We start from the raw sequence: 18640 nt of genomic DNA on the forward strand, positions 1-18640 counted from the left end.
GCATGAGAAGCTGGAGGACGTCGTCGCACGGACGGCCGACGGCCTGTGAAGGATGGCGCATGACGGAAGAGATCGCGGCCGAACCGATCGGCGCGCGCCGCCGGGTCCAGGAGGCGCCGCGGCGTCGCGGCTGGGTGATCTTCCTCCGCGACGTCCTCGTGATCCTGCTGATCGCCGTGCTCGTCTCCTTCCTGGTGAAGAGCTTCGTGGTGCGCAGCTTCTTCATCCCCTCGGGGTCGATGGAGAACACGCTCCTGGTCAAGGACCGGATCCTCGTCGATGAGCTGACCCCGCACTGGAACGGCTACCACCGCGGCGATGTGATCGTGTTCAAGGATCCCGGCGGCTGGCTGCCCCCGGCGCCGCCGCAGCCCGCGCGCTCGCCCCTGCTGGAGGCCGGGGAGTGGTTCCTCACGCTGATCGGGATCGCCGCCCCGGACTCGGACGACCACCTGGTCAAGCGCCTCATCGGGCTCCCCGGAGATCACGTCGTGTGCTGCAACTCGCTCGGTCAGATCACCGTGAACGGCGCGCCGATCGACGAATCCGCGTACCTCAAGCTGCCGGCCGGCGACACCCGGGCGTCCAGCCTCGCGTTCGACGTCACCGTGCCGAAGAACGCTGTCTGGGTGCTCGGTGACAACCGCGCCCGCTCGGAGGATTCGCGATACCACCAGAACCAGCCCGGCGGAGGCTTCGTCCCGATGGACGACATCGTCGGACGGGCCTTCCTGATCACCTGGCCGTTCGACCGGTTCGGGATGATCGACGGGCACTACGCCGTGTTCAACGGGGTCGGGAGCCCCACGCCCCGGGGGCGCCGCCGTGCCGGTCGTCGAGCCTAGCTTCGTCCTCGAGCGACGGCTGCTGCGCGAGCACCCGATCCTGATCTGCCTCGACGAGGTCGGGCGGGGAGCCCTGGCCGGTCCCGTCGCGGTCGGGGCGACGGTCGTCGACGCCGCCGCCGCCCGCCGGCGCGTGCCGCAGGGGCTTCGCGACTCCAAGCTCGTACCGGAGAAGCGCCGCGCCGAAGTGGCGGGGCGAGCCGGCGCGTGGGCTCCGGCCAGCGCCGTCGGCTGGGCCGGCAGCGACGAGATCGACGAGGTCGGCATCATGCGAGCGCTCGGGCTCGCCGCGTCGCGCGCGATCCTCGCGGCCTGCGGCGACGTCCACGACGCCGCCTCCGCGCTCGTGCTCCTGGACGGGAACCACGACTACGTGTCCGCGGTGCACCCGGGCGCCCTGAATGTGCGGCCCATCATCAAGGCCGACCGGGACTGCGCCGCGGTCTCGGCCGCCTCGGTGCTCGCCAAGGTCGCGCGCGACGCGCTCATGGTCGAGCTCTCCGCGGAGTTCCCGGCGTATCAGTGGGAGCGCAACAAGGGCTACGCGAGCCCGGAGCACCGGGAGGCGATCCGCGAGCGGGGGCTCAGCCGCCACCACCGCTCGTCCTGGGCGATCGCGGAAGCGCCGACGCTGTTCTGACCGCCGTTCACTCTTCACGGGCTCGTGCGTCACGACCCGTGCTCGTCGTCGCGCGGCGCCACCGGCCCGGCACGGCCACCGCGGCCGACCGGCTCCTCGTAGGATGGGAGCACCATGGATGACGACGCCTTCGACGATTACGACCGCGAGCTCGAGCTCGCCCTGTACCGCGAGTACCGCGACGTGGTGCAGCAGTTCCAGTTCGTCGTGGAGACCGAGCGCCGGTTCTACCTCGCGAACGAGGTCAACGTGGTGCGCCGCGACACCGAGCACGACTTCTACTTCGAGGTCTCGATGACCGACGTCTGGGTCTGGGACATCTATCGCGCCGACCGCTTCGTGAAGGCCGTCCGCGTGCTCACCTTCAAGGACGTCAACGTCGAGGAGCTCTCGCGCCGCGAGTTCGAGCTGCCGCAGGAGCTCTCGCTCGACGGCGAGTGACGCCGGGAGCGTTCGTCCTCCCCAGCTCGCCGGTCCCACCGGTTCCGCACCGGTTGCGCGATCGTCGATCCGCACGTCCCGCGGGTTCGTCAGGCTGTCCGCATGGCAGCGAAGGACGACCTCGGACGCGCGGGTGAGGACCGCGCCGCGGAGCATCTGACCCGGCTCGGCTACCACCTCCTCGACCGCAACTGGCGGTGCGAACTCGGCGAGCTCGACATCGTGGCGGAGCGCGACAGCACGCTCGCCTTCGTCGAGGTGAAGACCCGACGTACGCTCGACTACGGACACCCGTTCGAGGCGATCGACGAACGCAAGCGACAGCGCCTGTGGCGACTCGTGCACGCCTGGGTGCGTGAGCATCCGATGTCCAGTCGCGGCCGCGCGCTGCGGCTCGAGGCGATCGGGATCGTCGGCGAGGATCCCGCGATCGGCGCGCTCGAGCATCTGCGGGATCTGCGATGACCGCGCGGACGTGGGCGGTCGCGCTCACCGGTCTCGCCGGGCACATGGTCGACGTCGAAGCCGACCTGTCCCAGCAGACCCCCGGCTTCGACCTCATCGGCCTGACGGACCGGGCGCTCGGCGAGGCTGTGCGACGGGTGCACAACGCCTGCAAGAACAGCCGTCTCGATCTGCCGCGGCGCAAACTCACCGTGAACCTCTCGCCGGCGAGCCTGCCCAAGCACGGGTCGTCGTTCGACCTGGCAAACGTCGCAAAGTGCGCGTTTAGAACTCGGGGTCGGTGTCCTCGGGTGTCACCTGCACTTGGCACGACTCGCACCACCAGATCGGGAACCGGGGGTGCAGCTGCATCGGCTCCAGGCACTCGGGACAATTCGGCGCGAGGATCATCGGCCCGAATGCATCGCTTCCCACTGGCCTCGCGGCATCTCTAGGTCGGCGTCAACCAAGGCCACGTTCGAGTAGTAGCACTTGGGATTCGAGCAACGCACGGGGATCAGATCGACGTGCGTGCGAAGGTCGTAGTCCGTCCCCTCGGCTCGCCGGTAGATCAGGTCCGACCCGCATCGCGAGCACACCATGTCAGTCATGGCCCGAGGGTATGGCCGTCGAGCGTCTAACGGAAGTGCACGACTCGCCGCGGGTTGCGGCACTTTCGTTAGACGGCACTCTGGAGCCCATGAACACATGGTCAGAGATCACAGACGGCACGGCTATCGGCCCCGTGGTGCCCGTCATCGTCGGCGGCATCGTTCTGGCGACGCTGTACGCCCTCTGGAGCGATCAGGACGGCGTGATGGTCGATCCGGTGCTACACGAGCATGCGGACGCGCTCAGCGGCGTACAGGCGCTCGCGCTGGCCGACGCGCTGCGGGAGGTCGGCGGGATCCAGCCGCCTGCCTAGCCCGCGGTGGCTGGCGGTCCGTTTCGGATCCGGGGCGACGCTGGACGAGGTCGAAGACCTCACGCTGTCCTAGGCGCGGCGGCTCGGCTTCAGCTTGCGGCGTTCGCGCTCGCTCTTGCCGCCCCAGACACCGAAGCGCTCATCGTGCTGCAGTGCATACTCCAGGCACTCCGAGATCACGTCGCACCGCGCGCATATCGCCTTCGCATGCCGACTCGTGCCGCCCTTGTCCGGGAAGAACTCGTCCGGGTCCGTCTCCGCGCACAGAGCGACGGCGCGCCAGTCGTCCGGCTCGACGGCGGCCAGCAGCCACGGCTCGCTCATGGCACCAGCTGCCCCGTGAGCGCGTCGAACAGGTCCGCACCCTCGGCCACGACCTCGCGGAGCGGTCCACCAGACGCGCCAGGGACCAGCCAGCGGCGCGAGTCGTCCCGGTCGGCGGCGTGCACGTACTTCGACGCTTCAGAATCCAGCCGGGCGAACATGAGCGCGTCGAACACCTCCGAGGTGGTCATGATCATGTCCTCCCCAGCCTCGAACGCGGCACGCTCGGTGCTCCAGTGCTCCTCGTGCAGCGGTGTCGGCCACCGGAGGGCGAGAGCATCCCGGCGCTCGACATGCGCCCGCCTGATCTCCGACACCAACGGGTCGATACGGCCAGCACGCGGCCCCGCTGCCCTAACCACGAGCCGACCACCGGGCGTTAGCAGCAGCGCGGGCCTGCTCGGAGCGGCTGCGGTACTTCGGGCCGTCCGCCTTCGCCTCCGGCACGTCGAGCTGGATCTGCCGGAGGTTCGCGGCGATCTGCGCACGGGACCGGCGAGCCTCGGCCACGTGCGGGTGCGTGATCAGCTGCCCCATGCTGCCGCGAGTGGTCAGCGAGCCGGATGCGGCGGCGGTATCCAGCTCGGCCTGCAGCAGCGCGAGCACGTCGGCCTCATGGCAAGCGTCAGCGAGTAGCCGGTGCTCGCGCGCGTCGGGGATGACGGCGTTCTCCGCCCAGTCGGTCGCGATCTGCCGCCAGAGTGCGCGGCCAGCGGTCCCGAGCCCGGCAGGTGCTCGAAGTGGCTTGGTCATTGGTCTGTTCCTTCCTGAAATGAGCTATGCGGGAGTTAGCACGCTGGCTGCGGCTGCGTATACGCGAGTCGCCTGACAGCCCGGTGGGCGGGGGGTCTACCCGGTCCCCCCTAGTCGGTGGCGGGCGGCTTGCGGATGGCGTCGGCGGCTGCGAGCCCGAGCGCGTCAGCGCATGACGCGAGCGACGCGGCGAGCGACATCAGTGCGAACATCTGCTCGGTCGCGGTCATGCCGAGCAGCATGTTCGCGAAGCCGTGGTGGTCGTCGCGTTGGAGTGAGGACACGAGCGCGATGGCGTCGGCTTGTGCGTGGTCGGTCTCGCGGTCCATCCCACCAGGGGCCGGGTGGCCAGAGGGCTGGCCTTCCCGGTCCTGGGGGATCCCGGTAGGGGCGGTCATCCCATCCCCCCGGCGAGGCTGCCGCCGTTGCGTCCGAACATGCGCTGCGCGAACGCGGTGTCCTGTGCGGTGGGGATCTTCTCGATCAGCGCCTGGACCGCGGCCAGGATCTGCTGCAGGTTGTTGTTGGTAGCAGCGCTGCTGCCGCCGAGCGCCGTGGCGTCCACAGTCGCCGCGATGGCCGCGGTGGCGGTCGCTCCGAGCCCATCCACGCGGGAGCGGATCTGCGCGCGCGCGGAGTCCATCGCGGTGCCGATGGAGCGGGAAAGACCCTCCTGGAGCCCGAGCCCCATGAAGCCGCCGATCTCAGCCATAACCCTGGACGGGGAGTGGATGCCGAGCACGTCGCGGACGGCCTTCGGGATGAGGTTGATCGCGCCGCGGACCCAGCCGATGAACGAGTCCCACATGCCGCGGACGCCGTTCCAGAGGCCGTTCACGATCTGCGCGCCCGTGTCGAGCAGCCAGTGCCCAGCGCCTGCGAGTGCTTGTCCGATGCGCCCGGGGATGGAGTCGAACCATGCGCCGACTTCCCCGACCATGCGGGAGACGCCGGAGACGAGCCCGTCCCAGATGCCGATGAACCACTTGCCGACGCCGGCGAAGAACGACATCACGTTGTTCCAGGCCTCCTGGAGCTGCGCGGCGGCCTCCTTGTTGCCGGTCGCGAGCCGAACGACCCAGTTGATGGCCTCAGTAACCCACTGGATCACGGCGACGAGCACAGTCACGAGGAACTGGAGGATCGGCACGAGCAGCTGGACGAGCACGTTCGTGAGCGCGACGGCGGGCGGCATGATCGCGGCGATCAAGGGGCTGATCGCGTCGAACAGCGGCAGGAGCGGCTGGAGCAGCTGCGCGAGGATCTGCAACACCGGCACGAGCAGCTGGAGCAGCACGTTGCCCAGCGGCATGAGGATGCCGAGCAGCGGCATCACGACGCCGAGCAGCGCACCGAACAGGGACGCGACGAGCGGGGCCTGCTTCACGACGTCCGCGAGGAAGCTCTTGAATTCCTTCGTGGTGGTCCAGTCCGCGAACGCCTTGGACAGCTTCACGAGCACGTCGAGCACGGTTCGCCCGAACGGCGCGAACGCGAGCACGAGCTGCACGGCCCCGGTGGTGAGGTTGCCGAGCAGCTGCCCGAATCCGGCGACGGCGGGGCCGACGAGCGGCGTCAGCTGGCCGATGAACTTGGAGAGCGCGCCCGAGTTCACCGCGTCCTGTAGTGGCTTCAGCAGCGCCACGAGCGCGGAGGATCCGGCCTGCAGCAGCGGGGACAGCTGCGGGAGGATCTGCGCGAGCAGCCCGAGCCCCGTCTGCAGGGGTGCCAGCAGCGCGCCCATGTTGTCGCCCACGAGCTTGTCGAACGCCGACTTGAGCCCATCCAGGGAGGGCTGGAGGGCGTCCTTGAACGCCTTGTCCGTCGTGAGCGCCGCGGTGGCGATCGCGGCGAACGCGCCGACGCCTGCGGTGGCGGCTGTGGCGAGCCCGGCGAGCCCGAGCGCTGCGCCCGTGACCACCTCCGCGACAGGGGCGAGCGCGGCGACACCTGCCGCGATCCCGCCGACCATGAGCCCGCCCATCGCCCCGCCTGCGCCCGCGCCGTCCGCTGCGGGCGTGGCGGCACCGCTGCCGGGCGTGAACGCCTGGAGGGACTTCAACTCCGCGGCCACCTTCAGGTAGTCGTCGGAGTCCACGCCGACGTGCACTTTCAGCTCGCCCATCGCGGCCTCGGCCAGCTTCAGCTCGGCCTTCAGCTTCGGCAGGTCGGGGTCCCACTTCATGGTGGCCTTCAGGCCGTCGAGCTGCGCCTTCACCGCGGCGAGCTTCGCGTCGAAGCTGACCAACTCCACCTCGGGCACGATCTCGACCTTGCGGCGGCGGGTGAGCATGTCCAGCTCGGGCGCGACGACACCCGACACGAGCTCGGGGACCAAGTGGAACCTCTTGTCGCCGGTGAGGGCCGCGACTTCGGCGGTGGCTTCGACCGCATCGACGCCGACGCCGATTTGCAGGTGCGACACCTCCGCGAGCTCCGCCTTCAGCCCCGCGATGTCGGGGATCAGCTCGACGCCGACACGGAGATCTCCGATCAGCGCCTCCGCCTTCCGGTCGAAGCCCTGCGCGGTGGGCACCAGCTCTACCTCAGCACTACCAACTACGTACGCCACGGGGTTTCCTTTCGTCTCTGCGCGAGCCCTCTGCTGTGTTCGGGGGAGTCGGGCCGGGGAGGTTCAGGAGCCATCCCCGGCCCGGTGCCCGCGCGCGTCCCGAAGCGCGCGCGGGCGGTCTCTATGCGATCTGGCCGGGCCGACCGCGGTCGGGGAACCGGACATGATCCGCGAGAGTGGCCTGCATCTGCTGGACGTTGGCGGAGGTCAGGTCAAAGCCGGGCGCGGCCCAGCCGGTGCCGCAGGAGCATACGAGCGTCACGACGCCGCCCGCGACGGTCGGCGTGCCCGCCACATGCGCGACCATCAGGCTCGCCGCCCCTGGTTGTCGGCGCGCTGCGCGAGCAGCATCCCCGCCTTGGCGCGCATGGAGTCCACGAGCCCGCGGTTCCGGTCGGCGGTGCCCTCGATAGAGCCGCGCTCCATCCGCTCCTCGGCGGCTGCCGCCTGCGCGGCGTAGCCGGTCACGGCATCGGCCTCGGCCTTCCGGCGTGCTGCGGCTGCTCGACCCTCGGGAGTCGCGAGGGCGGCAAGGCTGGCCTTCGCGCGCTCCGCGTTGGCGGCGGCGGAAAGTGCGACCTCGGTGGCGCGGAAGGCCGCTTCACGGGCCTCACGCTCGGCCACGAGCCGCGAGATGCCCTCGCGAGCGGGGTCGAACGGCTCCGAGAATCCGAGGCTCTCGGTGCTCTGAGGGGCGATGCTGCTGGACATTGATGGTTCTCTCTTTCAGTTGCCCGAGCCGCTCGGCTCGGTGGTGGCGATGAGGTGGGCCTCGGTGAGGTGGACGACCACGACGGGATGCGACGACTCGGCGGACCAGCCGCACGAGCACGACGCGCGCGTGATCGGCGCGGCGTAGTAGGCGGCGCGCGACGTGCCCGACATGCGCAATACGGCGCGCGTGATGGTGTGGCCGGGTCGGTCGGCCACGTCGGGCGGCGGCTGCTCGACGGACCGCAAGGGGCGGTCCTCGGCCCGCTGCGGGTTCACGGGCCGCCCGAACAGGTCGGTGAGCTGGTCGTGGTGGCTCATCGGAGGTTCCCCTTTCGATCGGCGTACGTCTCGCTCATGCCGCTGCTCCGATCAGGTAGCGCCGGTTCAGCTCGGCGCGTTGGCGCTCGATCTCGTGGCGGGCGCGCTCCAGCTCGACAGTGAGGGTGCTGATCTCCCGGTAGAGCGACGCTCGGTCCCGGCGCTCGACCTTCAGCCGTGCTACCTCGCGGCGCAGGTAGTTGTACGTCTCCCAGGACACGAAGCACCGCTCCGGCCCGACCGCGACGGCGCTCATGCTGCCGCCACCGTTCCGCCTGTTCCGGCTGTTCCGCTTCTGGGGGCGGTGCCCGGGGCAATGTGTTCCGGCTGTTCCGGTTGTTCCGGATCTGGCAGGGTGACATGGGGGGCGTAGCGCTCGAACGCATCCCAGAATCCGGCGAGGGTGTACCCCTGCACGGTGATGGATCCGAGCCGGATCTTGGTCGGCTTCACGTCGTACTTGTCGAGCATCCGAGCCAGGCCGCGGGTGTCCAGAGGTTCCCCCTTCAGAGAGTCCCAGGGAGCGCCCTCCAGGGTGCGGAGCCCTTCCACCAGCTCGGCAGACGAGATCCGATCTCTACCGGCCAGCACGACGCGGATATCGGCCAGCAGACGGACCCCCAGAGTGACGGGGCGTGCATGTGATTCCTCGGTGAGGAACACGGCTGCACCACGTCCCCGGCTGGGCCACTCTCCACCAGCCGCGTCAGCGATGGCGATCAGAGGTTCCCAGATATCCGCGTCCCGGTCCTCGATGCCTTCAGGCAGCTCCGGGTAGTTAGATCCCAGCACCTCCCGGATCGACTCGCACCAGTCAGCCAGCTCCTCGCGCAGTGCCTCAGCGACGGCCCGCTCTACCCTCTCCCGGTAGGGCTCCACTCGCTCCCCGGAACGGCGGCGCTTCATGCGGATGATGACAGAGCGGGTCATGAGGGTGTCGGGGAGGTTCCCCAGTCCCGCAAGGGCCACGGGGGCGAAGCTCGGCCACTCTTCAGTGACAACACCCTTCCCCACAACGGCAGCACGCCCCACGTAGGCACCACGCCGGTAGCCGGAGTTCAGGATCCCCCGAAGGTCTTCGTTCGAGTCGGCCTTGCGGCTGTTGAAGATCGCGTCAACCTCATCCATCAGGAGGGTAGGCAGCCCTTCAGGGTCACCGATCTTCCGGAACACGTAGGAGGGGGTCGCGTTCACTGTCACCACGGGACGCGGCACCAGGCACTCGCTGATCTCCAGGACACGGGTCTTCCCGGATCCCGGCTCCGGGCTCAGGACGGCGAGGCGCGGGGTGTTGTCGAAGACATCAGCGACATGCGCGTGTGCGATCCAGAGGACGTGCGCCACGCGGGCGTGGTCGGTCGGGTACGCGATGAACCGAGAGAGGAACGTCTCCACCCGGTCCAGGACGTGCCCGGATACCCCTGCCAGATCCGGAACAACCGGAACAGCCGGAACAGCCTGCCCGTGTGTCTCCGCCAGATCCGGAACAAGCGGAACAGCCGGAACAGCCTGCCCGTGTGTCTCCGCCAGATCCGGAACAAGCGGAACAGCCGGAACAGCCTGTCCATGTGTCTCTGCCAGATCCAGAACAACCGGAACAGTCGGAACAGCCTTCATGATGTCGGCGCGGACGGGTACGATAGAGGAGTCGCCAGCCAACGACTTCGAAGCGCCCTGAGCATCCGCTGCCGGGGCGTTTCTCACGCTCACGCCGTCACCGCCTTGGAGGGGCGGAGCAGTGCCGCGACCTGCGCAACCTCATCGTCGGTCAGCGGCTGCATGGTGGCGACGGTCTTCGCGACGAACTCGGCGGCGCTCATGCTGCACCGCCAACGCCGAAGAGGTTGTCCAGCTCGTTCAAGTCCACGCGCAACGTGCGTGGCGTGAAGCCGTAGGCCTTGATCCTTCCGTCTGCGATCCACCGACGCAGGGTCCGCGTCGAGACGTCATACCGGATTGCGGCCTGCCTGAGCCGTGCCGGTGCGATGGGGGGAACCATCATTCACTCCGAGTCTGCGCGGCCCGGGAGTTTCCCTATGCCCACCCTAGTGGACACTCGTGGACATTAGCAACAACTGAATGCCCGATGTATTGTAGGTTCCGTCTAATACGGTTAGACGACTTAGCGGAGGGATCGGCGGGTGATCGTGACGCCCGTGAGGTCGGCGTAAGGGTCGCCCTTCGTCCAGCCCTTCGGTCTCCCGCGCCCGCCCGCGCCTATGGACACGTCCATCAGCAGCGCGATGATGGCCTGGCGCTTGTCGAGCGGTGCGGCGTCGAACACGGCAACCGGATCCGGGGAGGACACCAGCTCGCCCAGTGCCGACCCAGACAGTCGTGACGCCTCCCGCTGCATGATCTGCTGCAACTCGGCCTCAATGCGCTGTGTGGCGTCGCGGAGCTGCCGACCCGTCACCAGGCCCTCGGCGTAATCAGCCTCCACGGCACGCAGACGCGCACGTAGCGCGTCGGAGCGGTCACGGTCGCCCTGCGAGTCTTCCGAGTGCTCCACGGGCCTCAGAGCGTCGATCAGGCGCGGATCCGAGAGCAACTCGTGCACGACGCCGACCGTCGCCGCGTCGATCAGCTCCGTTGCTCGGATGACATGCTTCGAGCGTGCGCAGGTGTACGAAGGCCGACCACGGCTCGATGTCGTGTTCACGGTCGTACCGTCGTTGCAAATGGCACAGGTAGCGATGCCGGAGAGCAAGTGTCGGCGTCCCGGCCCCGGTGTCGTGCGGCGTGCAGGATTCGTCAGGATCGCGACAACAGCGTGATGCTCATCCGGCGTGATGATCGCGGGCCACGTTGCGGCCCCGACGATCTCCCCGTGAGCCTCCATGAGCCCAGCGTTGCGGGGCCGGAGCAGGATCCGGCGCACGCGCGTCGAAGCCTGATTGGTTGCCGTGCGCCCCAGGGTGCCGGAGCCCTCCCAGTCGGCGGCGATGGCACGCATTGAGCGGCCTGCGAGCACGTCGCGCACGCCCTGCCGGATCAGCTCGGCCTCGGCCCCCCGAATGGTCACGCCGTCCGCCTCATAGCCGAACGGTCGGCGTCCACCTCGGTATCGGCCCTCGGCCACGGCCTGCGCCTTCGCGCGACGGACACGCTCAGCGACACGCTCGGCCTCGGCGGCGTCCACGTTGCCCTTGATTCGAGCGATCATGCGTCCGTCCGCTGTGGCTAGGTCATCCTGCCCGGATACCACGGTGGCGATGTTGACGCCGCGCTCTTGGTTCAGCCGGAGCAGGTCTTCCAGCTCCATCGGTCGGCGCGTGAGCCTGCTGTTCGAGTACGCGATGATCGTGGCACCGCGGGGCACCTCGGCCAGCATCCGGGAGTAGAGCGGCCTCGGCTTCGTGCTGATCGTGGATGCGGATACGTCGTTCTCCACGAACACCTGCGTCACGTTCAGGCCCATGCGTGCAGCGAGCGCGCGGCAGTCCTCTTCCTGTCGTGCAACGCCCAGCTCGCGGCCCTCGGGGTCGGCGGAAATGCGGCAGTAGATGACGGCGTGGTCCATGTTGTGCCCCCCATTCAGAAAAGGTGGCATAACTCTACTCTCGATCTGGCGATCGCGGTCGCGGCGCTGGGCACCGAGGGCGCGCTCGATGCGGCCTCGCTCGCGCGGACCGTGCATCTCGGCGAGCTCGGGCTGGACGGCCGGCTGCGCCCGATCGCCGGTGTGCTGCCCGCCCTGCACGCGGCGCGCGAGGCCGGGTTCGAGCGGGTCGTGGTGCCGGTCGCGAACGAGCAGGAGGCCCGCCTGGTTCCGGGGCTCGACGTGCACGCGGCGGCGAGTCTCGCACACGTCGCGCTGCTGCACGGGGCGGAGATCGACGATCCGGGGGATCCCGAACCGATCCGCCTGCACGACGCGCCGCAGGCCGTGGAGCCGGTGCTCGACCTGTCGGACGTGATCGGGCAGGACGACGCGGTGGCGGCGCTCGTGGTGGCGGCGGCCGGCGGACACCATCTGCTGCTGAGCGGCCCGCCCGGCGCAGGCAAGACCATGCTCGCCCGCCGACTCACCGGCATCCTGCCCGACCTCGACGAGGACCTCGCGCTCGAGGCGGCGTCGATCCGCTCGCTCGCGGGCGAGGCGCTGACCCGGCTGGACCGGCGGCCGCCGTTCGTCGCCCCGCACCACAGCGCGTCGATCGCGGCGCTCGTCGGCGGCGGATCCCGGGCCGCACGACCGGGCGCGATCGCGCGGGCGCACGGTGGTCTGCTGTTCCTGGACGAGGCCGCTGAGGCGCCGCGGGCCGTGCTCGACTCGCTGCGGCAGCCGCTCGAGTCGGGCGCGATCGAGATCCACCGCTCCGAGTTCACCGTGCGGTTCCCGGCCCGGTTCCAGCTGGTGCTCGCCACCAACCCCTGCCCGTGCGGGGCGTTCGGGGTCGTGGGGGAGGAGTGCATCTGCCCGCCCGCGGCGATCCGCCGGTACGCGGCCCGGCTCTCCGGTCCGATCCGCGACCGGCTGGACATCGACGTGAACCTCGCGCGGGTCTCCGCGGTGGACGCGATGGCGCAGGAACGCGGGCGCACGAGCACGGCCGAGGCGAGGGCCCGCGTCGTGGAGGCACGGGAGCGCGCGGCGCGGCGCTGGAGCGGCACGCCCTGGCGCCTCAACGCGCATGTCCCGGGCACCTGGCTCCGTCAGGGGGAGCACCGGCTTCCGGCCGAGGCGCGGGCGCCACTCGACCGGGCCCTGCAGCGCGGATCGCTCACGCTGCGGGGCTACGACCGTGTGCTGCGGCTGGCGTGGAGCGCCGCCGATTTGGCAGGGGCGGACAGGCCCGCGCTGGAGCACGTCGGACGGGCGCTGTATCTGAAGAAGGGGATCGCGGCATGAGCACGGCATCGGACATCGCCGGCGCGCCCGGCGCGGCTGGGCTGCGGAGGAGGCTGGATGCGCTCCGCACGGATCGATCGATCGTCGAGGAGGCGTGCCGGATCCGCGCCGACGCCGGATCGTCCGAGGTCTTCGCGGGGCTGATCTGGAATCTCGTCACGGAGCCGGGCGACGGCGTCGCCGGGGCGCTCGTCGCGGCGCTCGGGGTCGAGGGCGCCCTGGACTGCGCCTTCGGGAGCGGGAGCGCGACGACCGAAGCGGATCCGCTCGCCGACGACCCCCGGGCGTCGGCACGGGCGCTGCGCGAAGGCCGCAAGCGCTGGGGCGAGCGGCTGGACCCCGGGTTCCTGCTCATCTCGCTGCGGGCCGCGGTGCGCACCGGGAGCCGGCTGCTGCTACCGGCGGATCCGGAGTGGCCGGAGATGCTGGCCGATCTCGGCGACCACGCGCCGCTCGCGCTCTGGCTGCGCGGGGACCCGGCCGCACTGAACGCCCCCGGTGTGGCCATCGTCGGGGCCAGGGCCGCGTCGAGCTACGGCGAGCACGTCGCGGGGGAGCTCGCGGGCGACCTCGCCCAGGAGGGCCGGGTCATCGTCTCCGGTGGGGCGTACGGCATCGACGGGGCTGCGCACCGGGCAGCGCTGCGCGCCGGCGGGATCACCGTCGCCGTGCTCGCCGGCGGCATCGACCGCGCGTACCCCGCGGGCCATGCGCAGCTGTTCGAGCGGATCGTCGCGCACGGCGCGGTCGTCAGCGAGGTGCCGTGCGGGGGAGCGCCGACCCGATGGCGGTTCCTCGAACGCAACCGCGTGATCGGCGCCCTGGCGGCCGCGACCGTCGTCGTCGAGGCCGGCTGGCGCAGCGGATCCCTGAACACCGCAGGGCATGCCGCGACCCTCGGGCGACCGCTCGGCGCCGTCCCCGGGCCCGTGACCTCGGCCGCCTCGGCGGGCTGCCACCGGCTGCTGCGGGAGTACGACGCCCGCTGCATCACGTCGGCCGCCGACGTGCGGGAGCTCCTCGGCGCCACGACGGAACAGATCACGCCGCCGGGAGAGGATCCGGACATGCTCCGACTCGCGGACGCGTTGAGCACCCGTGCCCCGCGCGACAGTGCCGACCTCGCCCGGCGCAGCGGGCTGAGCCGGGATCGGGTCGAGGCTCTGCTCGGGATCCTCGAGCTCGACGGCAGCGCCGTGCGCACGGCGACCGGCTGGCGGAGCATCGCCGTATGAGGCCGGGCTGACGGGAGCATCCCGACCCGCGGTCCCGGCCCCGGTCCCGTCCCGGCCCCGGCCACGGTCGCGGCCGGAATCGCGCGCGTGTGATCCGGCCGGAGCGGCCGAACCCGAGCATGCTGGAGGCATGCGGGTATCCGAGGCGGCCGCGGCGTTCACGGCGCACCTGGCGCAGGTGCGCCGGCTGTCGCCGGCGACCGTGCGCGCCTACCGGTCCGACCTCGCCGACCTCGCGACCGCCGCGGGCGACCCGGAGCTCGCGGACGTCGATCTGGAGACGCTGCGCGATTGGCTGTGGCGGGCCACGCAGCGCGGCGACGCGCGCTCCACCCTGGCGCGCCGGACCGCCGCGGTGCGGTCCTTCTTCGGCTGGGCCACCGAGTCCGGGCACGTCGCGGCGGATCCGAGCCTGCGCCTCATCGCGCCCAGACGCGGACGAACGCTCCCGGCCGTCGCTTCGGCCGACGCGATGCGGGTGCTGCTCGACGAGGCACGGGACGCCGCCCTCGACGGGGATCCGATCCGGTTGCGGGACAGCGCGATCCTCGAGCTGCTCTACGGATCCGGAATGCGCGTGTCGGAGCTCTGCGGCCTGGCCGTCGACGACCTCGACCTCGACCGCGCCACCGCACGCGTGCTCGGCAAGGGCGGCAAGGAGCGGGTCGTCCCGTTCGGACTGCCCGCGCGCGACGCGATCGCGGCCTATCTGCGGCGTGCCCGTCCCGTGCTCGTCGCGCGCGGCGAACGTCCCGGGCCGGGACTCTTCCTCGGCGCCCGCGGGGGAGCGCTCGGGCCCCGCGCCGTCTACGGACTGGTCGCCCACGTCCTCGCCCCCGTGATCGGCGCGGAGACGGTCGGACCCCACGCCCTCCGCCACTCCGCGGCCACCCACCTGCTGGACGGCGGAGCCGACCTGCGCGCCGTGCAGGAGATCCTCGGCCACGCCAGCCTCGGCACGACGCAGATCTACACGCATGTGTCCGCCGAGCGTCTCACCGCGACGTATCGGCTCGCCCACCCGCGCGCCTGACCTGCCGAATTGCGGCCGCAGACCGGGGGCCGGTCCGTCAGCAGCCGGATCCGCAGGGCAGCAGCACCGCGCGCTCGACCCCGCCGAACAGCAGCATCGGGTTGATGTACTCGCCGTTCCAGCGCACCCCGACATGCAGCGCGCCGGCCGGGGTGTGCCCGCCGGCGGCCGTCGTCCCCACCGCTGAGCCCCGGGTCACCGCCGCGCCCGGGGTCAGCGCCGTGCTCACCGGCTCCAGCGTCGTGACGAGCCCGTTCCCATGGTCGATCGTCAGCAGCGGGCGGTCCACGACGACCCCGGCGAACGCGACCACGCCGTCCGCCGGCGCGCGCACCTGTCCGGATGCGGCGACGTCGACCCCGCGATGCCCGGGCCCATAGGCGTGCGCGGGCGACCTGAACGGGGCGAGCACCCGGTGCCGGTCCGGCGTCGGCCACGCCCAGTCGCCGTCCGGCAGCACCGGCGCCCGGGGCGCGGTCGCCGCCGCCACGAGGGGGAGCCCTGCCGGAGAACCCGCCGCCGATGCTCCCGCCGGCCCCACGGCGCCGATCGACCCGAGGATCACGGCCGCGACCAGCAGCGCCGGCCACCGTGAGGCCGAGTGCCGGATCTGACCGTGCTGCCCGCTCATCCACCGATCCTCGTCTCCCGGATGGCGCCGCCGGCCGCGGTCGCCGTACCCGGTGCAGAACCGGTCGGTGCTCGCGTCGGTGCAGGGCGAACGCGGGACCCGCTCGCGCATCGAAGACCCCGCGTGACCGGGCACGGGACCGGACCCCGGTGCTGATATGCTTATCGGGCATCCCGCGTGTTCGGGATGACTACGCGTGCCCACAGCGTTCATCGTGGCGAACACTCCACAGGTCCTTCGGAAGAGGGCGGAGCGTGCGCCGGGTACCAGGATCGCCGGTCGCCCGATCGGCAGAACAACCTCAACCCAACAAGGAGTACGACCATGGCCGTCGTCACCATCCGCCAGCTGCTCGACAGCGGCGTTCACTTCGGACACCAGACCCGCCGGTGGAACCCGAAGGTGAAGCGCTTCATCCTCACCGAGCGCAGCGGTATCCACATCATCGACCTGCAGCAGTCGCTCGGCTACATCGACAAGGCCTACGACTTCGTCAAGGAGACCGTCGCCCGCGGCGGCACGATCCTCTTCGTCGGCACCAAGAAGCAGGCGCAGGAGATCCTCGCCGAGCAGGCCACCCGCGTCGGCCAGCCCTACGTCAACCAGCGCTGGCTCGGCGGCCTCCTCACCAACTTCTCCACCATCGCGAAGCGTCTCGCCCGCATGAAGGAGCTCGAGGAGCTCGACTACGAGAACCCGGCCGCCTCCGGCTTCACCAAGAAGGAGCTGCTGCTCAAGAAGCGCGAGCTGGACAAGCTGCACAAGTCGCTCGGCGGCATCCGCAACCTCACCAAGACCCCGTCGGCCCTGTGGGTCGTCGACGCCAAGCGCGAGCACCTCGCCATCGACGAGGCCAAGAAGCTCGGCATCCCGGTGATCGGCATCCTCGACACCAACGCGGACCCGGACGACTTCCAGTACCCGATCCCCGGCAACGACGACGCGATCCGCTCCGTCTCGCTGCTGACCCGCATCATCGCCGACGCCGCCGCCGAGGGCCTGCAGCAGAAGCACAACCCGGACGCGGGCGACGCGGAGCCGCTCGCCGAGTGGGAGCAGGAGCTGCTCGAGACCGGCGCGACCGCTGAGGCTGCCGCCGAGGTCGTCGAGGCTCCGGCCACCGCCGACGCCGAGTAATTCCGCAATCACCACGCACACACACGAAGCAAGGAGCCAGCACAACATGGCCAACTTCACCATCGCCGACATCAAGGCGCTGCGTGAGCAGCTCGGCACGGGAATGGTCGACACCAAGAAGGCGCTCGAGGAGGCCGGCGGCGACGTCGAGAAGGCCACCGAGATCCTGCGTCTGAAGGGCGCCAAGGGCAACGCCAAGCGCGCCGACCGCTCCACCAGCGAGGGCCTCGTCGTCGCTCGTGAGCACGACGGTGGCGTCACCCTGATCGAGCTCGTCTGCGAGACCGACTTCGTCGCCAAGAACGAGCGCTTCATCGCCCTCGCCGAGAAGGTCGCGGACGCCGCGGCCGCCGTCTCGGCCGACGACGTCGCCGCCGTGCTGGCCGCCCCCGCGGGCGACCAGACCGTCGAGCAGCTGATCTCGGACGAGGCCGCCATCATCGGCGAGAAGGTCGAGCTGCGTCGCGTGGCCACGATCTCCGGCGAGCGGACCGAGGTCTACCTCCACCGCACCAGCAAGGACCTGCCGCCGCAGATCGGCGTCGTCGTCGCCTACACGGGTGACGACGCGGACACCGCGCGCAGCATCGCCCAGCACATCTCGTTCGCGAACCCGTCCTACCTCACCCGTGAGGACGTCCCGACGGCCGACGTCGAGAAGGAGCGCGAGATCGTCACCGAGATCTCCCGCAACGAGGGCAAGCCGGAGGCCGCCCTGCCGAAGATCGTCGAGGGCCGCGTGTCCGCGTTCTTCAAGCAGGTCGCGCTTCTCGAGCAGGACTACGCCAAGGACAACAAGCTGTCCGTGGGCCAGGTCGCGAAGGACGCCGGCATCACGGTGACCGGCTTCGCGCGCTTCAAGGTCGGCGCGTAACAGCATCGAAGGGGTTCGGATCCGCCAGGATCCGGACCCCTTCGTCATGCCCCGGGAGCTCCCGTGCGAGTGCACGGCGCATCGCCCGGAGTCTTCCGTGCTGCGCACGGTGCATCGCTCATATTCTTCCGTGCTGCGCACGGTAGTTTGTTCACGGATGAGAGGAACCACCCCATGACCGAACGACAGAGCAAGCGGCGTCGCGTCGTCCTCAAGCTCTCCGGCGAGGCGTTCGGCGGCGGCCAGCTGGGGGTCAACCCCGACGTCGTCAGCCAGATCGCGCGCGAGATCGCCGCGGCCACGGATCGGGTCGAGATCGCCGTCGTCGTCGGCGGCGGAAACTTCTTCCGCGGCGCCGAGCTCAGCCAGCGCGGCATGGACCGCGGCCGCGCCGACTACATGGGCATGCTCGGCACCGTCATGAACGCGCTCGCGCTGCAGGACTTCCTGGAGCAGGCCGGCGCCGAGCCGCGCGTGCAGTCCGCGATCGCGATGACCCAGGTCGCCGAGCCGTACCTGCCGCTGCGTGCCGAGCGGCACATGGAGAAGAGCCGGGTCGTCATCTTCGGCGCCGGCGCCGGCTTGCCGTACTTCTCCACCGACACGGTGGCCGCCCAGCGCGCGCTGGAGATCGGCGCGGACGAGGTGCTCGTCGCCAAGAACGGCGTCGACGCGATCTACACCGCCGACCCGCACAAGGATGCGACCGCGGAGCGGATCGAGCAGGTCACCTTCCAGGACGCGCTGGTGCGAGGGCTGAAGGTCGTCGACTCCACCGCGTTCAGCCTGTGCATGGACAACGGCATGGACATGCGCGTGTTCGGCATGGAGCCCGCCGGCAACATCACGAAGGCGCTGCTCGGGGAGCCCATCGGCACCCGCGTCACCGCCTGAACGCC

General features: G+C 70.5%; 25 protein-coding genes. 12 read left to right on the forward strand and 13 right to left on the reverse strand.

From position 1 onward, the window contains the following. Positions 1–59: 59 nt before the first annotated feature. The 6 genes from lepB (at position 60) to RBR11_RS04985 (ending at position 3295) form a co-directional block, all read left to right on the forward strand. Entirely contained in the window at positions 60–845 is a 786-nt protein-coding gene (gene lepB / locus RBR11_RS04960) for a signal peptidase I (RefSeq protein ID WP_308488194.1), read from the forward strand. Continuing rightward, positions 826–1485: a ribonuclease HII gene (locus tag RBR11_RS04965; protein WP_308488195.1), complete on the forward strand. Its 660-nt coding sequence runs from the start codon at positions 826–828 to the stop codon at positions 1483–1485. Before lepB ends, RBR11_RS04965 begins: the two co-directional genes overlap by 20 nt. A gap of 114 nt (positions 1486–1599) precedes the next feature. Then, the gene (locus tag RBR11_RS04970) at positions 1600–1926 is read left to right on the forward strand and encodes a DUF2469 family protein (RefSeq protein WP_308488196.1); all 327 of its coding nucleotides are present in this window, start codon (positions 1600–1602) and stop codon (positions 1924–1926) included. A 102-nt stretch (positions 1927–2028) separates the two neighbouring features. After that, positions 2029–2391 (forward strand): YraN family protein, encoded by a 363-nt coding sequence (locus tag RBR11_RS04975; RefSeq protein ID WP_308488197.1) that lies wholly within the window; start codon positions 2029–2031, stop codon positions 2389–2391. A 44-nt stretch (positions 2392–2435) separates the two neighbouring features. After that, positions 2436–2825: a magnesium chelatase domain-containing protein gene (locus tag RBR11_RS18330; protein WP_373889772.1), complete on the forward strand. Its 390-nt coding sequence runs from the start codon at positions 2436–2438 to the stop codon at positions 2823–2825. Between the two features lie 245 nt (positions 2826–3070). Continuing rightward, positions 3071–3295 (forward strand): hypothetical protein, encoded by a 225-nt coding sequence (locus tag RBR11_RS04985; RefSeq protein WP_308488198.1) that lies wholly within the window; start codon positions 3071–3073, stop codon positions 3293–3295. A gap of 69 nt (positions 3296–3364) precedes the next feature. Here the strand turns inward: RBR11_RS04985 and RBR11_RS04990 are convergent, their stop codons facing one another. From RBR11_RS04990 to RBR11_RS05045, 12 genes are all read right to left on the reverse strand, one after another. Next, entirely contained in the window at positions 3365–3619 is a 255-nt protein-coding gene (locus tag RBR11_RS04990) for a WhiB family transcriptional regulator (protein WP_308488199.1), read from the reverse strand. Then, complete coding sequence (locus RBR11_RS04995; RefSeq protein WP_308488200.1) at positions 3616–3936, reverse strand: hypothetical protein; 321 nt, start codon at positions 3934–3936, stop codon at positions 3616–3618. Before RBR11_RS04995 ends, RBR11_RS04990 begins: the two co-directional genes overlap by 4 nt. 37 nt (positions 3937–3973) lie before the next feature. Next, positions 3974–4372 (reverse strand): hypothetical protein, encoded by a 399-nt coding sequence (locus RBR11_RS05000; RefSeq protein WP_308488201.1) that lies wholly within the window; start codon positions 4370–4372, stop codon positions 3974–3976. A gap of 110 nt (positions 4373–4482) precedes the next feature. Then, positions 4483–4701, reverse strand: coding sequence for a hypothetical protein (locus tag RBR11_RS05005; RefSeq protein ID WP_308488202.1), 219 nt, complete (start codon positions 4699–4701; stop codon positions 4483–4485). Positions 4702–4766: 65 nt separating this feature from the next. Continuing rightward, complete coding sequence (locus tag RBR11_RS05010) at positions 4767–6908, reverse strand: phage tail protein (RefSeq protein WP_308488203.1); 2142 nt, start codon at positions 6906–6908, stop codon at positions 4767–4769. A 157-nt stretch (positions 6909–7065) separates the two neighbouring features. Then, positions 7066–7251 carry a hypothetical protein gene (locus RBR11_RS05015; protein ID WP_308488204.1) on the reverse strand — a complete coding sequence of 62 codons (186 nt, stop codon included), beginning with the start codon at positions 7249–7251 and terminating at the stop codon, positions 7066–7068. Further along, positions 7251–7655, reverse strand: a complete 405-nt coding sequence (locus tag RBR11_RS05020; protein WP_308488205.1) for a hypothetical protein — start codon at positions 7653–7655, stop codon at positions 7251–7253. Before RBR11_RS05020 ends, RBR11_RS05015 begins: the two co-directional genes overlap by 1 nt. A gap of 15 nt (positions 7656–7670) precedes the next feature. Further along, complete coding sequence (locus tag RBR11_RS05025; RefSeq protein ID WP_308488206.1) at positions 7671–7976, reverse strand: hypothetical protein; 306 nt, start codon at positions 7974–7976, stop codon at positions 7671–7673. Between the two features lie 34 nt (positions 7977–8010). Further along, positions 8011–8232: a hypothetical protein gene (locus RBR11_RS05030; RefSeq protein ID WP_308488207.1), complete on the reverse strand. Its 222-nt coding sequence runs from the start codon at positions 8230–8232 to the stop codon at positions 8011–8013. Then, the gene (locus tag RBR11_RS18335) at positions 8229–9686 is read right to left on the reverse strand and encodes a DUF3631 domain-containing protein (protein WP_373889765.1); all 1458 of its coding nucleotides are present in this window, start codon (positions 9684–9686) and stop codon (positions 8229–8231) included. The genes RBR11_RS05030 and RBR11_RS18335 overlap by 4 nt, the downstream gene beginning before the upstream one ends. Positions 9687–9792: 106 nt before the next feature. Beyond that, positions 9793–9978 (reverse strand): helix-turn-helix domain-containing protein, encoded by a 186-nt coding sequence (locus RBR11_RS18340; RefSeq protein ID WP_373889766.1) that lies wholly within the window; start codon positions 9976–9978, stop codon positions 9793–9795. 120 nt (positions 9979–10098) lie between these two features. After that, complete coding sequence (locus RBR11_RS05045) at positions 10099–11499, reverse strand: recombinase family protein (RefSeq protein WP_308488208.1); 1401 nt, start codon at positions 11497–11499, stop codon at positions 10099–10101. A gap of 3 nt (positions 11500–11502) precedes the next feature. Between RBR11_RS05045 and RBR11_RS05050 the strand changes: the two genes are divergently transcribed. The 3 genes from RBR11_RS05050 to RBR11_RS05060 all read left to right on the forward strand — a co-directional run bounded on the left by RBR11_RS05050 (position 11503) and on the right by RBR11_RS05060 (position 15099). Then, positions 11503–12831, forward strand: coding sequence for a YifB family Mg chelatase-like AAA ATPase (locus tag RBR11_RS05050; protein ID WP_308488209.1), 1329 nt, complete (start codon positions 11503–11505; stop codon positions 12829–12831). Beyond that, positions 12828–14066 carry a DNA-processing protein DprA gene (gene dprA, locus RBR11_RS05055; protein WP_308488210.1) on the forward strand — a complete coding sequence of 413 codons (1239 nt, stop codon included), beginning with the start codon at positions 12828–12830 and terminating at the stop codon, positions 14064–14066. The genes RBR11_RS05050 and dprA overlap by 4 nt, the downstream gene beginning before the upstream one ends. 130 nt (positions 14067–14196) lie before the next feature. Further along, positions 14197–15099, forward strand: a complete 903-nt coding sequence (locus RBR11_RS05060; protein ID WP_308488211.1) for a tyrosine-type recombinase/integrase — start codon at positions 14197–14199, stop codon at positions 15097–15099. Positions 15100–15136: 37 nt separating this feature from the next. Here RBR11_RS05060 and RBR11_RS05065 read toward each other — a convergent pair whose 3' ends face one another. Beyond that, positions 15137–15730 carry a peptidoglycan DD-metalloendopeptidase family protein gene (locus RBR11_RS05065; RefSeq protein WP_308488212.1) on the reverse strand — a complete coding sequence of 198 codons (594 nt, stop codon included), beginning with the start codon at positions 15728–15730 and terminating at the stop codon, positions 15137–15139. 324 nt (positions 15731–16054) lie between these two features. On the opposite strand from RBR11_RS05065, the gene rpsB reads away from it, so the two are divergent. From rpsB to pyrH, 3 genes are all read left to right on the forward strand, one after another. Then, entirely contained in the window at positions 16055–16867 is an 813-nt protein-coding gene (rpsB, locus tag RBR11_RS05070; RefSeq protein WP_308488213.1) for a 30S ribosomal protein S2, read from the forward strand. A gap of 46 nt (positions 16868–16913) precedes the next feature. Then, complete coding sequence (gene tsf / locus RBR11_RS05075; RefSeq protein ID WP_308488214.1) at positions 16914–17741, forward strand: translation elongation factor Ts; 828 nt, start codon at positions 16914–16916, stop codon at positions 17739–17741. Positions 17742–17915: 174 nt separating this feature from the next. After that, entirely contained in the window at positions 17916–18635 is a 720-nt protein-coding gene (gene pyrH, locus RBR11_RS05080; protein ID WP_308488215.1) for a UMP kinase, read from the forward strand. The last annotated feature ends 5 nt before the right edge of the window (positions 18636–18640 follow it).

Origin of the sequence: Microbacterium capsulatum (assembly GCF_030865425.1) — a bacterium.
GTDB lineage: Bacteria > Actinomycetota > Actinomycetes > Actinomycetales > Microbacteriaceae > Microbacterium > Microbacterium capsulatum.